We start from the raw sequence: 17299 nt of genomic DNA, 5'->3' as shown, positions 1-17299 counted from the left end.
CCCGTGCCGAACGGCACATTTCACCCGGCCAGGTCCCGCTCCGACCAGGCTTTTCGGCATCTGCGCCGGCGGCCCGGCCTCCTCGACGCTGGATCGAGGAGGTGGTGGGCGGATGTTCCGCTGGTCGAAATGGTCGGGATACCCGGCGGCCGGGTGGTCGCTGACCTATGGGGCGCTCGGGCTCTACTGGGCGCTGGGCGGAGACGGATTCCCGTTCGCGCCGGTCGACGACGACCGCGCGACGGGCTCGATTTTGGAGGGGAGCCGGGCCGGGGTCGTCGCGCCGGGCATGGCCGTCGTCGGACTGGCCGGCGCGGTCGTGGCGCTGGCGATGGCGCGGAAGTGGGGCCAGGGCGGCACCCGCACGGCGATGGCCGTCTTCGGCTGGGTGCTGGCCGGGACGCTCACCCTCGTGATCCCCGACTACACGCTGCTCGGGCTGGTGGCCTTCGCGCCGCTGCTGCTGGTGTTCGCGTTCACGGGAGTGCCCGGCCCGCAGGACGGCATCGGGGACATCCTCTACTGGCACCGGGTCAACCTGATCGTCATCTTCGTGGGCGGGCTGCTGTGGGCGCTGGCGACCTTCGCCTACCAGCGGCCCGACCTCACCTGGACCCGCCGTTGGGGGCGATGGGCCGTGTACGTCGCCTGCCTCGCCCCCGTGCCCTACGAGATCACCCGGATCGCCTGGTACTTCGGGATCCCCCTCGGCATCACCGACGAGTTCGCCCGGATGATGCGGGAGACGCCCGGCATGCTGGAAGTCGGCCTCGGGGGTGCCGTCGCGTCGATCTGCGGATCCGTTCTCACCCACGGGCTGGTCAGCCGGTGGGGCGAGGTCTATCCGCGCTGGATCTGGTTCAGGGCGGGCCGGCGGGTTCCGGTGGCTTTGGCCGTGGTCCCCGCCCTTCTCGTGGCGATCGTGCTGATACCCGCCGGGCTGATGAACGTCTGGATGGGCGTCGAACCCAATATGTGGGCCGTCAACGTGCCGGGGATGCTGTGGGTGGTCTGGGGCGCCGCCCTCGGGGTCGCCGCCTGCGCCTACCTGATCCGCCGGCGCGCCTGACGGTCAGCGCAGGTTCTGGATCGCGTCGGCCGGCTGGAGGTAGCCCTTGCGGATGTTGGACGCGTCCGTCACGACGACCTTCGCCAGATAGGCGGCCCTGCTCCGATAGAGCTTCTTGAGCTGGGCCTCGTCGAACGGGATGTGCGTACCGAACAGGACACAGAAGGTCTCGCCGGTGTTCTCGCCGGTGTTCAACGCCGTGGGGGCGGCGACCTGCGACAGGCGGATGCCGCCCTTGGCCAGGCCGAGTTCGTCGCGGGCCTTGGTGCCGTCGGGGTTGAACTCCAGCGGCGGCGCCGTGGGCGGCGGGGTGCCGTTCGTCACCCAGCGGGACAGGTGCGCGTAGGCCGCGGCGAGCACGTGCTGCAGCGGGACGCGGCTGAACGGCGGCCGTCCACACGTGTACTCAGGGGCGGCGCCCAGGTCGCGGGTGAGGATGGGGCGGCGGTAGTCCTGACCGGCCCAGCCGGAGTGCGCGGCCCCGGCGACCTCCCAGCGGCGGAACCGGTCGGTGTCGGCGGGGCGGACGGGAGTGCGCACGTCCGTCTCCGACATCACCTGGAACACCGGCTCGGCGCCCGCGCGGGTGGGAGCCTGGCCGACGATGTTCGCGTAACCGTCGAAGACGGGCTCGATCTGGGGGAGCACGGCGTCGTAGTAGATCGCCATACGGCCCGCCGACTGGGAGGCCCCGATGGCCAGCACGCGCTTCGGCTTCAACCGGCCGAGCGCTTTGCCCGCGCGGATCGCCTGGGCGGCCTGCGAGTAGATGTCGTAGGAGAGCTGGTCGGTCGTGAACCGTCCCGCACCGGTGACGTCGAGGGTGCCGTAGCGAGCCGGGCTCCAGCCCCGGAGCTGGTCGACGCCCACACGCTGGGCCGACACCCCGACCCAGGCGTAGCCGCCGCGCATGATCAGGTCGGGGCTCCACAGGGCGTCCAGGTCATAGCCCGCGGTGACGTTCTGCCACTCGGTCAGCACCGTGCCGTTGAAGGCGAGGGGGTGCGCCGGCCGGCGCACGACGATCCTGGTCGTGTACGGCACATCGGAGGCCAGCAGCCGGCCGGTCGTGTCATAGGCGTCGGCCGCACCCGACAGGGTGAACTCCTGCTCGACGTAGCCGCGGGCGGCGAGATCCTCGTCGGTCGACATCCAGGGATAGGTGTCACGAACGTCGGAAGCCTTGGGATCGCCCGGGACCTCACCGGGGAGCGGCCCTTCGACGACGGGCACGGGCACCGGGGCGGCGGCGCGGGCGGCGGGGGCCGGCACGACCGCGAGACCGGCCACGAGCACAGTGGTCAGGACGGCTCTGGCCGTTGTCACCATGCGCTTGTCTCCTTCCGCACGACCGGCTCGGCGGCCGCACGTCGGGATGATCTCCGACGCTCCGGTGCGTAGCATCGGTGAAACCACCGGTTCGCGGACTCCGGCGTGAGGTCAGTCGCGTAGGTCGGTCCAGATGCCGTGGTCGGCCACACACAGGACCTCCGACAGGCCCGCTTCGTCGAAAGCCTTCTCCACTTCCATCCGGCCCTCGGTGAAATGCGTCCAGCCGTCATAGTGCGCGGGAATGACGCTGCGCACCCCCAGTACCGCAGCCGTCGCCGCCACCCGGCTTCCGTCCATCGAAACGGGGCGTTCGCGGAACTTGCCTTTGACGCGGGCCGCGCCGGCGTTCAACACGGCCACGTCGATTTCCGGTACGCCCCGGGCGATCTCGCCCACCACGCGCATAGAGGCGTTGTCGCCACTCACATAAACGGTGGGGAGTCCCCGTCCAGAAAGGACGAAACCGGTCACTTCGCAGTTGACGAAGCCGGAAGAGTCGCGTTCGCCGTCCTCCGGGCCGTGAACGGCCGGAACCGTGAGAAAGAAAAGGTCGCCGCCGCCGTCGGGGCGCAGGACCGTAAAGGTCGACCACGGTTCCAGGCCGCGGGCGTTCAGGGCCGGAGCGGCGCTCGGCACGGTCAGGGTCAGGCGGGCCGCCGAGGCGAAGGCGCGGCCCCGGTCGTCAAGGTTGTCAGGGTGGGCGTCGTGGCTGACCAGGACCACGTCGACGGGGCCCAACGCCGTCTCGTCCACCACAGGAGGAAGGGTTTTGGTCAGATAGCCGTGCGGGCCGGGGTCGTCGAAAGTCGGGTCTACGACGATGCGCAGGCCGCCCATGTCGATGACGGTCGTGGGGCCGCCCAATACCGTCGCGGCGCAGTCACGCCTCGGCAGTATCTGCTCACTCGAACGCTTGGTCACGCTCCCATGCTGCCTGCCGACGCGTCTTACCCGTGGTCGACACACCGCCTGTCAATACACAAAGCAGCAGGTAGAACGCTATCCGTTAGGTGAGCCGCGCAACGTCCCAATCTGGACACCTCGTTGGCAATATCTCATCTAGCGGGACATATGACAGCTAACTAAACTCCGTGAGTGATCGGAACGTTCTAAGCCGAACGGTCCGGTTATCGTCAACCAGCCGGGGAGGGTTGCGGCCCTTTTGCGTGTCCATTTTGGACGCTGCCCGGGGGTGCCGCGATTTCTCCTGCTGTGGTGACGAGTCCCTCAGCACCCATGGAGGTTTCGTGTCAAGGTTAAGACTGACCGTCGCCACGGCCGCAGCGGTCGGCCTGGTGGCAGCGTTGGTCCCGGCTGGGTCGGCCATCGCCGATCCCACGCCGTCTCCGAGCAAGTTCACCGCGATCCCGCTGACCAGCCCTGAGATGGTCTACGGGGCCAAGTCGCTCACCGGCCAGCTTGCCGAGAGCGACGAGTCGCTGCTCAAGGCGACCTCGACGGACCCCGTGAACATCGCGGTGAAACTCGACTACGACTCGCTGGCCGCGTACAAGGGCGGTGTCAGCGGTTACGCGGCGACCAGCCCGAGCGCGACCGGCAAGCAGCTCGACCCCGACAGCGCTGCGGCCGAGAAGTACGTCGAGCACATCGAGAGCATCGAGAACAAGTTCCTGGCCGCCCTGCCCGGTGAGGTCGCCGGCGCCAAGGTCGGTCAGAAGCTGCGGACGGTCTACGGCGGCATCGCCCTGACCGTCCCGGCCAACGAGGCCAAGGACCTGCTCAAGCTGCCCGGCGTCGCCGCCGTGCAGAAGGACACCCTTGAGCAGCCGCTGTCGACCGACGAGAGCGAGGCCATCGACGCCACGCCGGTCTACAACGCGCTCGGCGGCGCGCCGAACTCCGGCAAGGGCGTCATCGTCGGCATCCTCGACTCGGGTCTCTGGCCGGAGCACCCGATGGTCGCCGACAAGCCCGGCCTGCCGACCCCGCCGGCCAAGGCCGACGGCACCCCGCGGACCTGCGACTTCGGTGACAACCCGCTCACCCCGGCCACCGACGTCTTCGTCTGCAACAACAAGCTGATCGGCGGCCAGCCGTTCCTGGACACGTACAACCTGCTCGTGGGTGGCGACGTCTACCCCGACTCGGCGCGTGACTCGAACGGCCACGGCACCCACACCGCCACCACCGCCGCCGGTGGTCCGGTCGCGGACGCCAACCCGCTCGGCATCTCGCGCGGCCCGATCCACGGTGTCGCGCCCGCCGCGATGATCTCGGTCTACAAGGTCTGTGGCGCCGACGGCTGCTACTCGACCGACTCGGCCGCCGCCGTCGCCCAGGCGATCCTGGACGGCGTCGACGTCATCAACTTCTCCATCTCCGGTGGCGCCAGCCCGTACACCGACGTGGTCGAGCTGGCGTTCCTCGACGCCTACGCGGCCGGCGTGTTCGTCGCGGCCTCGGCCGGCAACTCGGGCCCGGGCGCCTCGACGACCGACCACCGCTCGCCGTGGGTGACCACGGTGGCGGCCAACACCCAGAAGCGCCTCTTCGAGTCGACCATCACTTTCAGTGGTGGCGGCCCGGTCATCAAGGGCGCCTCGATCACGGCCGGCGTCACGACCGCAAGCCCGGTGGTGCTGGCCTCGGCTCCGCCGTACAACGACCCGCTGTGCCTCACCCCGGCTCCTCCCGGCATCTTCACCGGGAAGATCGTGGCGTGTGAGCGTGGCCCGAACCGCGTGCTCAAGGGCTTCAGCGTGCGTCAGGGTGGTGCCGCCGGCATGATCCTGTACAACACCACGCCGCTCGACGTGATGACCGACAACCACTGGCTGCCGACCGTCCACATCGACAAGCCCCAGACCGACATCCTGCTCGCCCACCTCGCCGCCACCCCCGGCGCGACCGCGAGCTTCACCCAGGGCACCAAGGCCCAGTGGCAGCGCGACGTCATCACCACGTTCTCCTCGCGTGGCCCCGGCGGCGACTTCCTCAAGCCCGACGTGACCGCCCCTGGTCTGCACATCCTCGCCGGTCAGACCCCCACCCCCGAGTCCCCGCTCGAGGGCCCGCCCGGCAACCTCTACCAGGTCATCGCCGGCACCTCGATGTCGTCCCCGCACGTCGCGGGCGCGGCGGCGCTGGTGTTCGCGGCCAACCCCGGCTTCACCCCCGGTCAGGTCAAGTCCGCTCTGGAGACGACGGCCCGTACCAACGTTCTCAAGCAGGACCGGGTCACCCCGGCCGACCCGTTCGACATGGGCGGCGGCCGCATCGACCTGAGCCAGGCGTACAACTCGGTTCTGACCATCGACGAGACCGCGGCCGACTTCGCGGCCTCCGCCGACGACCCGCTGAACCGCATCGACCTCAACATCCCCTCGGTGAACGCGCCCACGATGCCGGGCCAGATCACCACCACCCGTACCGTCAAGAACGTCACGGGTGACGAGGTCGAGTACACCTCGCGCGGCAAGACCACCACCCCCGGCACCAGCATCGACGTCACGCCGGCGCGCTTCACCGTCCCCGCGGGCGGCACCCAGGAGCTGACCATCACGATCAGCGCCCCGGACGTCGCCGACGGCCAGTACTTCGGTGAGATCGACCTCCGCCAGGAGGACGGCAACAAGGACCACCGCATCCCGGTGGCGTTCTACCGCCAGGAAGGCACGATCCCGGTCGACCAGACCTGCGCGCCGAGCACCATCGCCAAGAACGCCGAGACGACCTGCACCGTCACCGTCGACAACGGCACCCTGAACGACACCGAGGTCACCGCCACCAGCGTGCTCGACGGCAAGCTGCGCCTCAACAGCGTCACCGGCGCGACCCAGGTGAGCACCCAGGAGGCCAGCGTCACCACGACGCTGCACGGCCGCCAGCCCGACAAGCCCGTCATCACCCCCGGCGGCCTGTTCGGCTACATCCCGCTCGACCTGTTCACCGGCGCCCAGCCGATCGGCGACGAGCAGGCGATCAACTTCACCGTCCCGTCGTTCATCTACGCGGGCCAGACGTTCAACCGGGTCGGCATCACGTCCAACGGCTACCTGGTGGCCGGCGGCAGCAATGGCTCGGCGGACATCCAGTTCACCCCGCAGACCCTGCCCGACGCCACCCGCCCGAACGGTGTGCTCGCCCCGTACTGGACCGACCTCGACGGCACCGGCGCCCCCGGTGTCTACGCGACGGTCCTGACCGACGGCGTGGACGACTGGATCGTCGTCGAGTGGCGTCTGAACCTGTACGGCACCAACAGCGTGCGGACGTTCCAGACGTGGATCGGCACGAACGGCGTCGAGGACGTCTCGTTCGCCTACCCGGGCCCGCTGCCCTACCCGGGCGACGTCTACGGCCTGACCGTGGGTGCGGAGAACAGTGACGGCACCGCCGGCAGCCAGATCCCGGCCGGTACCGGCGTCACCTCCGACTACTCCATCAACAGCACGCCGGGCGCGCCCGGCGAGAAGCTGGTCTACACGATGAAGGTCAAGGGCGCCATCACCGGCGTCGGCTCGGTGACGACCTCGGTCGTGACCGACCAGGTCAAGGGCGTCACCCAGGAAGTGGACAAGATCACCGTCCAGTAACACCTTCCAAGGAACGGGCCCGGCGGTTCACCGCCGGGCCCGTTTTCTTTTCCGAGTGTGTACGTCAGTCGCCGGGTAGAACGGTGAGCCGCTGCCCTCTGGGGAGATGACGAGGAGGGACGACACGGTAATCGCGCTGATCCAGCGTGGCGACTTCACGTAGGTCGAAACGCTCGGCCAGAGCGATCACGGAGGCATCGACCACTTGCAGCCGAAGTGAGGCGTAGCTCGAAATCAGTTCGGACACCCGGCGGTAGTCGTGAGGCGTCACCTCGATCACACGGAGTTCGTCGCTGGCGATGGCGGCGCAAAACCCGGCCGCGAGGAGAGGGCTACCACGTCGGACCGGATCGGCAAGCAAATGGCAGATTTCCGTCACCGCAAGCGACGGCACCACCAGCCTGCTCCAGTTCTGTGTCAGGAAGCGAACACAGCGGCTGTGATCCATGTCGGCTTTGTTGAAGGCCGCAACGAGAGGACCAGTTCGGAATCCTCGTCATGAGGATAGGTGAGATAACGATCATGGTTGGCGCCCAGGTCGGCAGGCCCCTGTAGCGCCCCGATCAACGCGGCGAGGTGCGGCGCAAGCTCCGCGAAGTCGGGGGACTCGGCGTGGGCGTCCGAGCTCTCGTCGTCGAACTCCATTTCGTCAGTTTAAGCACTTACCGTCGGTTGAATCTGGTCACCGTACGTATGAGGTAGGCGTTCCGGGCTCATGGCGTGTCGTGGACGATGAGTTCGACCATCTTGCCGAGCCGGCGGAAGTGGCCGAACTCCTCGGTGCGGTAGTCGAGTCGCACGCCGTCCAGGTCCGCCAGGCAGGCGTGCAGGTCGTCGTGGGGCCGGCCGTCGAGATAGGCCGAGGCGCAGGTCATGGCTCTCCGGTGGAGTTCCGCCGAACGGGGGTCGGAGTACGACGCCTCCCGGAGCCGGGCCGACAGGGCTTCGACCGTGTATCGGGTGGCGTCGTGCGCGTCCGGTCCGGGCCAGCGGAAGCCCGTCAGGCGGCGATACTCGCCCGGGGGTGGGACGCGGCGGGTCCGTTTCGCCACCTTGCGGTGGGCCGCGTAGTCGGCCATTTCGGCCAGCCATGCGTTCCTGCTGGTCAGCAGGGTCTCCAGGGCGCGGAGCAGGGCGGCCTCGTCTCTGTTGACCCGGCCGGCGCGGCTGACGAGGTAGTCCCAGGTGGCGTGGAAGCCGAGCGGGCGGTAGCGCGAGACGGCGCAGCGGAGTGCGGAGACGCGCAGGGGGTGGCGAACGGTGCCGCTCCTCACCAGGCCGACATAGATGCTGAAGCTCACTTCTTCACGATGTCAGAGTGGGCCTAGGGTCATTTCATGACTTCCACCCGTTATGCACCGAACGGCATGGTCTGCACTATTGATCACCTCGCGTCCGCCGCAGGCGTGACCGTACTGGAGAAAGGTGGAAGCGCCGCCGACGCGGCGGTGGCGGCCAACGCGGTGCTCGCGGTCACCGCGCCGCACATGTGCGGGCTCGGTGGCGACCTGTTCGCGCTGGTCCACGACGGATCCGGCGTCCACGCCCTCAACGCCTCGGGTCGCGCCGGCAGCGGCGCGGACCCGGAGCGGCTGCGGGCCGAGGGGCACGCGACCATGCCGCATCTGCACGACATCAGATCCGTCCCCGTGCCCGGCTGCGTCGACGGCTGGCTCGCGCTGCACACCCGGTTCGGCCGTCTTCCGCTCGCCGACGTGCTGGCCCCGGCGATCCGCCTGGCGGCGTCCGGCTTCCCGGCCTCGCCGCTGCTGGCGCCGGGCGCCGCGTTCATCGGCTCGCTGCAGAGCGACTACGCGTCGGTGCGGACGGTCGGCGACCCGATCAGGAGGCCGGGTGCGGCTCGGGCGCTCGAAGCCATCGCCAAGGACGGGCGTAATGGGTTCTACCAGGGCGAATTCGGCGACGGACTGCTGGAGCTGGGCGCCGGTGAGTACACCGAGGACGACCTGGCCAGGGATCAGGCCGACTGGGTGACGCCGCTGTCGGCCCGCGTGTTCGGCCACGACGTCCACACCATCCCGCCCAACTCCCAGGGCTACCTGCTGCTGCTCGCGCTCAAGATCTTGGAAGGGCTCGACGTCCCCGTCCACCCGGCCGATCCCGCCTGGGCGGACCTGCTGATCGGGTCGGCCCGCGCGGCGGGCCACGACCGGCTCGAGGTCCTGTACGAAAACGCGACCGCCCCCCTCGACTCCGCCGAGGCCCGGCGGGCACTGGTCGGCACGCCCGGCCTCACCGCCCCGGGGAGGAAGGGCGACACCACCTACCTGTGCGCGGTCGACGCCGACGGCATGGGCGTCTCGCTCATCCAGTCGAACGCCGCCGGGTTCGGCAGCCTGCTGTTCGAGCCGTCCACCGGCATCAACCTGCACAACCGCGGCATCGGCTTCTCCCTGGAGGAGGGCCACCCGGCCGAATACGGTCCGGGCCGCCGCCCGCCGCACACCCTCTCGCCCGCCCTCATCACCCACGCCGACGGCTCCCTGCGGACCGTCATCGGCACGATGGGCGGTGACGCCCAGCCGCAGATCCTTCTCCAGCTGGTGACCCGGCTGCTCGTCCACCACCAGACTCCGGGAGAGGTGATCGGGGCGGCCCGCTGGGTGCTCGGCTCGGAGACCGGCTTCGACACCTGGCGGACCGAGGAACAGGTCGTCGAGGTCGAGGCGGGCGCGCCGTGGGGGCCGGAACTGGCCGGGCGCGGTCACCGGGTCATCGAGGAGAACTGGGGCGACGGCTTCGGCCACGCCCACCTGATCGACGTGCTGCCCTCGGGGATGCTCGCGGGCGCGACCGACCCCCGGGCCCGGATCGGCGCCGCGCTCGGTTGTTGATCAGGGTTTGGTCAAGTGACGTGTGAGGCTGGAGCGACGGAGGGAGACAGGGGTCGGTGGGTCCGCCCACGAGACCCCTGATCTTGGAGTATTTGCATGCTGAAGGCCTCTGTCGTCGCCCTCGCCGTCCTCGCGGGCGCGCTCGTCACGGCGGCTCCGGCCGTCGCGGTCACTTCCGGTACGTGTAAGGCGGCCCAGACGGCCGAGGCGACGGCCGTGCCGATCAAGGGCAGGGCCGCCGCCCCCGTCTACTTCGAGTTCGAGACCCGCCCCGGGCAGCCGTTCACGATCAAGCTGGAGGACCAGGCGCTGATCGACCACGCCAGGAAGATCCTCAAGGGTGAGGAGAAGCAGCGGGTCCACGTCCACGGCCGCATCGTGAAGCGCACGGCGCCCTACAACCCGAGGTGGAGCTTCCACCTCGACCCCGCCACCATCAACTTCTTCGAGATGGCGATCGAGGTCTGCGACTCCGACACCGCCTACCTCGAAGAGCACCTCGACGAGGCCTGCGGCGCGTTCCTGCCCGGCTGCCACTGGTGCCCGTGGACGTCGCGGCTCGTCCGTGAGGTGAAGATCTAGGGATGATCCGGGGGGTTCGTGACGTTCGCGTTGTGGACCCCTCTCTTCCCCCCGTACACGGAGATTTCCACCCATGACCGACCAGGCGACGAAAACCCTGCGTTCCACCTACGACGAGCTCGCCGCTCAGGTCCGCGCCTTCGCGCCGGAGGACCTCGTCCGCCAGTCGGGCGCCTCCGACTGGGACGTCTCCCAGGTGCTCAGTCACCTCGGCAGCGGCGCGGAGATCAACCTCGCCGCCCTGGAAGGCGCACTCAACGGCACCGGCGCCCCCGAGGGCGACGCGATCCGCGCCATCTGGGCCCGCTGGGACGCGATGACCCCGGTCGAGCGCGCCAACGCCTTCCTCGACGCCAACGAGAACCACATCGCCCGGCTCGAAGGGCTCGACCCGGAGACCCGCGAGACCCTGCGCGTCGCCCTGTGGTTCCCGATGGACCCGCTCGACGTGGAGAACTTCGCCAAGTTCCGGCTGAGCGAGCTCGCCCTGCACACCTGGGACGTCCAGGTCGCCTTCGACCCCGCCGCCGCGCTCCGCGAGGACGCCACCGACCTCCTGCTCGACCGGATCGGCGGCATGCTCGGCTGGACCGCCAAGGCCGACCGGCTGGGCCGCGCGGTCACCCTGGCCGTCCACGTGACCGCCCCTGAGCGGTCGTTCGGGCTCGCGATCGGGGAGCAGGCCGAGATCACGGACGTCCCGGCCGAGCCCGACGGCGAGCTGACCGCCCCCGCCGAATGGTGGCTGCGACTGGTGACCGGACGGCACGCGCCCGAGCACACCCCGCCCGTCGTCGAACTCACCGGTTCGATCACATTGGACGAACTTCGCAGGGTTTTCCCAGGATTCTAATAATGCGCAGGGGCCGGCGAAACTTGTGACTCATGTGACTCCACTGACAGGATGATGAAGGTGGAGATCAAATATGTGACCGGCGCGCTGATCGTTGCCGCCAGTGGAGTCTTAATCGCCGGCCCCGCCCAGGCCGCCGCGCCGTCCGGGCCGGGAATGGTGAAATGCCCGCGTGCGACCAAGACCGTGGGAAGCGCGAGTCAGCTCGACAGGGCGCTCGCCTCGGCCCGCGCCGGTGATGTGATCAAGTTGAAGCCCGGCGTCTACCGGGGGAAATTCGTGGCCAGGAAATCGGGCATCAAGAGCCGCCCCATTTTCGTCTGCGGCACCGCGTCATCGGTGATTGACGGCGGCGGCCCGAAAGGCGGCTACGGTTTCCACATCGATGGCGGGAACTACTGGCGCCTGGTCGGATTCACCGTCAGGAACAGCCAGAAAGGCGTGATGGCCGACCGCACCACCGGCTCGGTCGTCCAGGGGCTGACCGTGCACTCCATCGGCGACGAGGCCATTCATCTGCGCAATTTCAGCAGGTCGAACATCGTCCAGTACAACCGCATCTTCAACACCGGCCTGCGCAAACCGAAGTTCGGCGAGGGCGTCTACATCGGCACCGCCGAGTCGAACTGGAAGAGCGTCACCGGCGGCCGCATGGACCAGAGCGACGGCAACTGGGTGCGCGGCAACGAGATCAGGTCGACCGCCGAGGCGATCGACATCAAAGAAGGCACCACCGGCGGCTGGATCGTCGGCAACGTCTTCGACGGCTCCCAGCTGGTCGACGACGGCACCAACGACTCGTGGGTCGACGTGAAGGGCAACAAGTACGTCATCGAGGGCAACCGCGGCCGCAACACCCCGCTCGACGGATTCCAGACTCACAAGATCGTCGACGGCTGGGGAACCGGGAACGTCTTCCGGAAGAACGTCATCAATCTTTCCGGGGCAAGAGGTGTCGGAATCAACGACACCGTCGGCGGAAACACGATCAAGTGTGACAACAAGGTGACCGGAGGGCCACTCCTTAAAAAGGGTGCATGTTCATAAATGGCACTTACGATCGGGTTTGGGAGGTTGCATGAACCTGATCGAAGTGCAAGTCCCGGATTTCCGGGGCATGCAGGCACTCAACGCATGGCTTCTCGGCCACGACGCGGGCGTCTTACTGATCGGCCCGAACCCCGATGGCCCAGAGTCCGTCATGCACGGCATCGTGACCAAACAGGAACCACTCCCGGGCGCCCGGGTGCTGCGCTGGGGAACAGTCAAAGTGTGGATGACCGACCGCGGAGGCGGTTCCGCGGGCGTCCGTGAGCCACGCACCCCGAAGCCGCCCGCAGGTGGGCTCGCACAGGATCTACCCGAACACTGATTGGGGAGCCGCCCTCCTGGGGCGGCTCCCCGCCGCTTTTACCGGAGCCCGTCGTAGTAGGGCTTCATCGCCGGGTAGTAGTCGTCCCACTCCGGCGCCGGCGCGCCCTCGCGCGAGGCGACAAGCTTGTCGAGGTAGAACTCCCAGCCGGGCCCGATGTCCCCGACGCCGTCGGCGCTGGTCAGGTGCTGGACGAACAGCAGCTCGGTCACCCCGTCGGTCTCGGTGATGACGACCTCCAGATGCCAGGTCCCGTGGTCGTCGACCGACGTGACCGCCAGCCGCCGGGGCGGCTCACACGCCTCGACGCGCATGTCCATCCAGGGCGCGCCCTCCTCGGACGTCATCTGGACCTGGATCATCGGCTTGGCGTCACCCCGCCAGGGCCCGAACCAGCGGGCCGTGCGCTCCGACTCGGTGACGCTGGCCCAGACGTCGTCGGCGGAGGCCTTGAAGGTGCGGGTCAGGCGCAGGTCGTGACCTTCGGCGGTGGGGAAAAGGCGCCCGGTCGGGCTCATGCGGTCTCCCTTTTGTCGTGATTGTCCCGACGGGCGCGGTGGACCTCGGTCTCCAGCGCGTCGAGGCGCTGCTCCCAGCCCGCGGGGGTCATGAGGGTCGATAGCCACTGGTGTAAGTCGGCGAGGCCGTGGGGGTTGAGCGAGTAGTAGCGGTGCCGCCCCGACAGGTCGTCGTGCACCAGCCCGCTCTCCCGCAGTACCCGCAGATGGCGGCTGATGGCGGGACGGCTGACCGGAAACCGGGCGGCGATCTCACCGGCGGTGAGCCGCTCGTCGCGCACCATGCGCAGAATCGCCCGTCTGATCGGGTCGGCGATCGCCTCAGCGGCCTGGTCCATGTGGAAAAGCGTAACCTATGGGTTACGCGTCACATAACCCCCGTGGACGGGGTAGGGGATCCGCATGAGTCGGACATTCGGCGTCGAAGAAGAGTTCCTGCTGGTCGACGGGGTGACGGGACAGCCCGCCCCCGAAGTCGACAAGGTGCTGGCCGACGCCGGCCCCCATCCGGGCACCGGCGGGATCTTCAGCGCCGAACTGTTCCAGACCCAGGTGGAGGCGGCGTCCGGCATCTGCGAAGACCTCGCCGACCTGCGAGAACAGCTCAGTAGTGCGCGAAGGGTCCTGGCCGAAGCGGCCCACTCCCACGGCCTGCGCCTGGTCTCGGTCGGCACCCCGGTCCTGCCCGGCTCGGCCCCACCGGTCTCCGCCGGTGAACGCTACGCCGACATCCTCCGGACCCATCGGGGCACGATCAGCGACTACCAGTGCTGCGGCTGTCACGTCCACGTGGGCGTCCCCGACCGGGGCACCGCCGTCGCGGTGCTCAACCATGTCCGCCCCTGGCTGCCGACACTCGTGGCCCTGGGCGCCAATTCCCCGTACGACCGGGGCGCCGACTCTGGCTTCGCGAGCTGGCGGATCGCCGAGCAGATGAGGTTCCCCGGCGCCGGCATCCCGCCCCGCTTCACCTCTCCCGACCACTACGACGCCACCATCGACCAGCTCGTCGAGGGTGGCGTCCTGGTCGACACGGCGATGACGTTCTGGCTGGCCCGCCTCGGCGTCCGCAAGCCGACCATCGAGATCCGCGCCGCCGACGCGGCCGGATCCGTCGACGACGCCCTGCTCCTGGCGCTGCTCATCCGGGGCCTGGTGGCGACGTCCCTGACCGACCTGGCCGCCGGACGCGAGGGCCCCGACCTCCCGGAGGCCGTCGGCACGGCCGCCCTGTTCAACGCGGCCCGCAACGGGCTGGCCGGGGTGGGCGTCTGCCCGGTCGAGGGACGCGAGGTGGCGGCCATGGGACTGCTCGACCGGCTGCTGTCCCATGTACGGGACGCGCTGGAGGAGGAAGGCGAACTCGGCGAGGTCGAGCGGTTGCTGGCCGAGGTCAGGCGAACGGGCACGGGGGCCGAACGGCAGCGGCGGGCGGCGACGGAGGGCGGGCCGAAGGCGGTCGTCGACCTGCTGGCCGCGCAGACTACGCCTTCGGGGGATACCTGATCTCGACCTCGGCCATCTTGGTGTGGATCGCGTCGATCAGGTCGACGCCGAGGACGTCGGCCAGCCGGATCAGATAGGTGGCCACGTCGGACATCTCCGACCGCACCCGGGCGAGGGACTCCTCGTCCAGTGACGCGGCCTCCTCGGGGGTGAGCCACTGGAACTCGGCGAGGAGTTCGCCCGCCTCGCCCGCCAGCGCCATCGCGAGGTTCTTCGGCGTGTGGAAGGACTCCCAGTCGCGGGCCGCCGCGAAGGCCCGCAGCCGGGCCGCCACCTCTTCGATCTCGCTCATGCCACCAGGCTAGGGCCAGACGTAGGGCAGATCGTCGGGCTCGTCCCCGAACAGCGGGCGGTAGAACTCCGGCTCCTTGCGCAGCAGCGCCGACCGGTGGCTCAGGTGGAACGCGGGGTCGCCCAGCCACGGCGGCAACCGGCCCGCCTTCGCGAGGGCGGCCTGGGTGCGGATCTTCGTGATGCTCTTCAGCCGCCCGAGGTCCTCCCGCAGGGTCGCCGCGCACGTGTCGGCGCGGCCGGTCGAACACCACTGGGCGCAGATCTCCAGGCCGTACCGGACCAGCGCCTCCTCGTAGCCGCGCCACATCTTCGCCGCCGGGTGGTGGCGCCAGCCGTAGTCGTCGATGGACGTCGCCCGGAGGACCTGGATCGCCTCGACGCGCTGTTTGCCCAGGCGGCGGTCGTCCAGGACGCGGGCGGTCGCGGTGAAATCGGCGTAGGGCAGAAAGGTCTGCACCGGGTTCACGTTAGGCGCGCGGGGCGTACAGCGCGGCCACCTCGGTCGCGAGTCGGGCCACCTCTTCGCGCAGCTCACGAGGTTCGAGGACCTCCACCGACGGGCCGAGCGACAGGAAGTGGCGGGCCGCCTTCGGGATCGACTCGATGGGGACGATCTGCTCGGCGCCGTCGATCACGACCCGGGCCTCGCCCTGGTGGAGGAAGGCGTGGAAGCGTTCCTGGTGGTCGCGCCAGTAGGCCGGGAGGTCGAAGTCGTCGGGTACGTCGCATTCCGTCGGCGAGGTGCGCAGCCCGAGGATCTGGTCGACGCGGTAGGTGCGCGGGCCGGGGGCCGCGACCAGGTACCAGCGTCCGGCCTTCAGCACGAGGCCATACGGCTCCAGCACCCGGTCGACCTCCTCCGGCGCCTTCCATCTGCGGTAACGCACTTCCAATACTCTTCCGCGCCAGACCGCGTCGGCGACCTCTTGGAGGAAAGGGACCGAGGTGTCCTTGGCGTACCAGCCAGGCGCGTCGAGGTGGAAGCGGGCGCGCATCCGGTCGGCCTGCGCGCGGAGGTCGGGGGACAGCGCGGCGCGGAGTTTGAGCTGGGCTCCGGCCAGGGCGCCGCCCAGGCCGAGTTCGCCCGCGGGGCCGGGGAGGCCCGACAGGAACAGGGCCTCGGCCTCCGCCGGGTTCAGGCCGGTCAGGTGGGTGCGGTAGCCCGCGACCAGCTGGTAGCCGCCCTGGTGGCCCGCGTCTCCGTAGATGGGGACGCCCGCGGCGTGCAGGGATTCGACGTCGCGGTAGACGGTGCGTACCGAGACCTCGAGTTCTTCGGCGAGTTCGGCGGCGGTCAGGCGGCCCTTCGTCTGGAGGAGCAGGACCGTCGCGAGCAGTCGGCTCGACTTCACTGACACACCTTGGCAGTGGAGTCTCCTTATCGTCCAGGCATGCCTTTCAGGGAGAAAGCCTTCACCGTGCCGCCGCCGATCGAGGTGGCCGGACGTCACATCAAGCGCTACCACGTCGGGACCGCCGAGCCCGAGGTGGAGAAGGCCGCCTACGCGCTGCTGCCCGACCTGCTGCCCGAGCCCGACGGCACCCCGCCCGCCTCGTTCGTCGTGCTGCACCGGGGCGGTGACACCGGCGCCTACCTCAACGTCTACTCGTGGGCCTGGGACAACGCCCTCCGGTTCGCGGGGGCGGCCGGGGGCCAGCCGTTCCTCGGCTGTCCCGACGACGACCCGGCCAACTTCGTCAGGCTGGCGCCCGACTTCATCGGCTGCGTGTACGAACTGCCGCCCATCACCCACGAACGCGACGCCTGGGTCCGCCATGTCCTGGCGCCCGACCACCCCGACCTGGCCGCCTACCTGGCCGACTCGCTCCCGGAAAGAGGCTGAGATGACCGACTTCGACTTTCTCATCGGCGACTGGACCGTCCTCAACCGCCGCCGCCTGAACTTCGTCGACGCGAACAGCGAGTGGGAGGAGTTCACCGGCCACTCCACCAGCCGGCGCCTGTTCGAGGGCGGCGGCAACATCGACGAGATCGTCTGCCCGACGTTCACCGGCGTCACACTGCGGCTGTTCGACGTCGACAAGAAGGAGTGGTCGCTCTACTGGTCGAACTCCAAGTACGGGGTGCTCCAGCCGCCCGTGGTCGGCACCTTCACCGGCGGCGTCGGCGAGTTCTTCGGACACGACCTCTACGCCGACGAGGAGATCTACGCCCGCTTCATCTGGTCGGACATCACCGCCGACTCCGCCCACTGGGAGCAGGCCTTCTCCCAGGACGGCGGCCAGACCTGGGTGACCAACTGGACCATGGACTTCACGAGGCGCTAGATGTACTCGGCCATCAGGTTGGTGACTCGCCGTAGCTGATGCTTGATCAAATGGAAGACCTCCGGATGTGGTG

General features: G+C 69.2%; 20 protein-coding genes. 10 read left to right on the top strand and 10 right to left on the bottom strand.

Going from position 1 to position 17299, the window contains the following annotated elements:
• Window positions 1-112 precede the first annotated feature (112 nt).
• Window positions 113-1069 (top strand): hypothetical protein, encoded by a 957-nt coding sequence (locus ACYQ78_RS11475; protein WP_459800772.1) that lies wholly within the window; start codon window positions 113-115, stop codon window positions 1067-1069.
• Window positions 1070-1072: 3 nt separating this feature from the next.
• Here the strand turns inward: ACYQ78_RS11475 and ACYQ78_RS11470 are convergent, their stop codons facing one another.
• Together ACYQ78_RS11470 and ACYQ78_RS11465 are read right to left on the bottom strand one after the other, a co-directional pair.
• The gene (locus ACYQ78_RS11470) at window positions 1073-2398 is read right to left on the bottom strand and encodes an alpha/beta hydrolase domain-containing protein (RefSeq protein WP_459800771.1); all 1326 of its coding nucleotides are present in this window, start codon (window positions 2396-2398) and stop codon (window positions 1073-1075) included.
• 111 nt (window positions 2399-2509) lie between these two features.
• Window positions 2510-3322: an MBL fold metallo-hydrolase gene (locus tag ACYQ78_RS11465; RefSeq protein WP_459800770.1), complete on the bottom strand. Its 813-nt coding sequence runs from the start codon at window positions 3320-3322 to the stop codon at window positions 2510-2512.
• Window positions 3323-3648: 326 nt separating this feature from the next.
• On the opposite strand from ACYQ78_RS11465, the gene ACYQ78_RS11460 reads away from it, so the two are divergent.
• Window positions 3649-6957 (top strand): S8 family serine peptidase, encoded by a 3309-nt coding sequence (locus tag ACYQ78_RS11460; protein WP_459800769.1) that lies wholly within the window; start codon window positions 3649-3651, stop codon window positions 6955-6957.
• A 64-nt stretch (window positions 6958-7021) separates the two neighbouring features.
• Here ACYQ78_RS11460 and ACYQ78_RS11455 read toward each other — a convergent pair whose 3' ends face one another.
• The 3 genes from ACYQ78_RS11455 to ACYQ78_RS11445 all read right to left on the bottom strand — a co-directional run bounded on the left by ACYQ78_RS11455 (window position 7022) and on the right by ACYQ78_RS11445 (window position 8258).
• Window positions 7022-7405 carry a type II toxin-antitoxin system VapC family toxin gene (locus ACYQ78_RS11455; protein ID WP_459800768.1) on the bottom strand — a complete coding sequence of 128 codons (384 nt, stop codon included), beginning with the start codon at window positions 7403-7405 and terminating at the stop codon, window positions 7022-7024.
• On the bottom strand, window positions 7375-7602 hold the full coding sequence (locus tag ACYQ78_RS11450) for a hypothetical protein (protein ID WP_459800767.1): 228 nt from the start codon (window positions 7600-7602) through the stop codon (window positions 7375-7377). The genes ACYQ78_RS11455 and ACYQ78_RS11450 overlap by 31 nt, the downstream gene beginning before the upstream one ends.
• 68 nt (window positions 7603-7670) lie before the next feature.
• Complete coding sequence (locus ACYQ78_RS11445; protein WP_459800766.1) at window positions 7671-8258, bottom strand: hypothetical protein; 588 nt, start codon at window positions 8256-8258, stop codon at window positions 7671-7673.
• A 105-nt stretch (window positions 8259-8363) separates the two neighbouring features.
• On the opposite strand from ACYQ78_RS11445, the gene ACYQ78_RS11440 reads away from it, so the two are divergent.
• From ACYQ78_RS11440 to ACYQ78_RS11420, 5 genes are all read left to right on the top strand, one after another.
• The gene (locus ACYQ78_RS11440; protein WP_459800765.1) at window positions 8364-9812 is read left to right on the top strand and encodes a gamma-glutamyltransferase family protein; all 1449 of its coding nucleotides are present in this window, start codon (window positions 8364-8366) and stop codon (window positions 9810-9812) included.
• A gap of 96 nt (window positions 9813-9908) precedes the next feature.
• Window positions 9909-10394 (top strand): BP74-related protein, encoded by a 486-nt coding sequence (locus tag ACYQ78_RS11435; RefSeq protein ID WP_459800764.1) that lies wholly within the window; start codon window positions 9909-9911, stop codon window positions 10392-10394.
• A 73-nt stretch (window positions 10395-10467) separates the two neighbouring features.
• Window positions 10468-11247, top strand: coding sequence for a maleylpyruvate isomerase family mycothiol-dependent enzyme (locus tag ACYQ78_RS11430; RefSeq protein WP_459800763.1), 780 nt, complete (start codon window positions 10468-10470; stop codon window positions 11245-11247).
• Between the two features lie 51 nt (window positions 11248-11298).
• A complete protein-coding gene (locus ACYQ78_RS11425) occupies window positions 11299-12294 on the top strand; it encodes a right-handed parallel beta-helix repeat-containing protein (protein WP_459800762.1) in 996 nt (331 codons plus the stop codon).
• A gap of 31 nt (window positions 12295-12325) precedes the next feature.
• Window positions 12326-12619: a PASTA domain-containing protein gene (locus ACYQ78_RS11420; RefSeq protein WP_459800761.1), complete on the top strand. Its 294-nt coding sequence runs from the start codon at window positions 12326-12328 to the stop codon at window positions 12617-12619.
• 38 nt (window positions 12620-12657) lie between these two features.
• Here the strand turns inward: ACYQ78_RS11420 and ACYQ78_RS11415 are convergent, their stop codons facing one another.
• Complete coding sequence (locus ACYQ78_RS11415) at window positions 12658-13137, bottom strand: SRPBCC family protein (RefSeq protein ID WP_459800760.1); 480 nt, start codon at window positions 13135-13137, stop codon at window positions 12658-12660.
• Entirely contained in the window at window positions 13134-13475 is a 342-nt protein-coding gene (locus ACYQ78_RS11410; RefSeq protein ID WP_459800759.1) for a metalloregulator ArsR/SmtB family transcription factor, read from the bottom strand. Before ACYQ78_RS11410 ends, ACYQ78_RS11415 begins: the two co-directional genes overlap by 4 nt.
• 64 nt (window positions 13476-13539) lie before the next feature.
• Here ACYQ78_RS11410 and ACYQ78_RS11405 point away from each other — a divergent pair, with 64 nt between their 5' ends.
• The gene (locus ACYQ78_RS11405) at window positions 13540-14643 is read left to right on the top strand and encodes a carboxylate-amine ligase (protein WP_459800758.1); all 1104 of its coding nucleotides are present in this window, start codon (window positions 13540-13542) and stop codon (window positions 14641-14643) included.
• Here the strand turns inward: ACYQ78_RS11405 and ACYQ78_RS11400 are convergent.
• From ACYQ78_RS11400 to ACYQ78_RS11390, 3 genes are read right to left on the bottom strand one after another with little or no spacing between them, the layout of a single operon-like run.
• Window positions 14621-14935 carry a nucleotide pyrophosphohydrolase gene (locus ACYQ78_RS11400; protein WP_459800757.1) on the bottom strand — a complete coding sequence of 105 codons (315 nt, stop codon included), beginning with the start codon at window positions 14933-14935 and terminating at the stop codon, window positions 14621-14623. The genes ACYQ78_RS11405 and ACYQ78_RS11400 overlap by 23 nt on opposite strands.
• A 9-nt stretch (window positions 14936-14944) precedes the next feature.
• Window positions 14945-15394, bottom strand: coding sequence for an MSMEG_6728 family protein (locus ACYQ78_RS11395; RefSeq protein WP_459800756.1), 450 nt, complete (start codon window positions 15392-15394; stop codon window positions 14945-14947).
• A 10-nt stretch (window positions 15395-15404) separates the two neighbouring features.
• Window positions 15405-16289, bottom strand: a complete 885-nt coding sequence (locus ACYQ78_RS11390; RefSeq protein ID WP_459800755.1) for a helix-turn-helix transcriptional regulator — start codon at window positions 16287-16289, stop codon at window positions 15405-15407.
• 39 nt (window positions 16290-16328) lie between these two features.
• Here ACYQ78_RS11390 and ACYQ78_RS11385 point away from each other — a divergent pair, with 39 nt between their 5' ends.
• The gene (locus ACYQ78_RS11385) at window positions 16329-16781 is read left to right on the top strand and encodes a hypothetical protein (protein ID WP_459800754.1); all 453 of its coding nucleotides are present in this window, start codon (window positions 16329-16331) and stop codon (window positions 16779-16781) included.
• Between the two features lies 1 nt (window position 16782).
• The gene (locus ACYQ78_RS11380; RefSeq protein WP_459800753.1) at window positions 16783-17226 is read left to right on the top strand and encodes a hypothetical protein; all 444 of its coding nucleotides are present in this window, start codon (window positions 16783-16785) and stop codon (window positions 17224-17226) included.
• Window positions 17227-17299: the final 73 nt, after the last annotated feature.

The sequence above is a fragment of the Herbidospora sp. RD11066 genome (genome assembly GCF_054661255.1).
The sequence above is the reverse complement of the archived record's forward strand: the minus strand, read 5'-3'. Positions and strand labels throughout refer to the sequence as shown.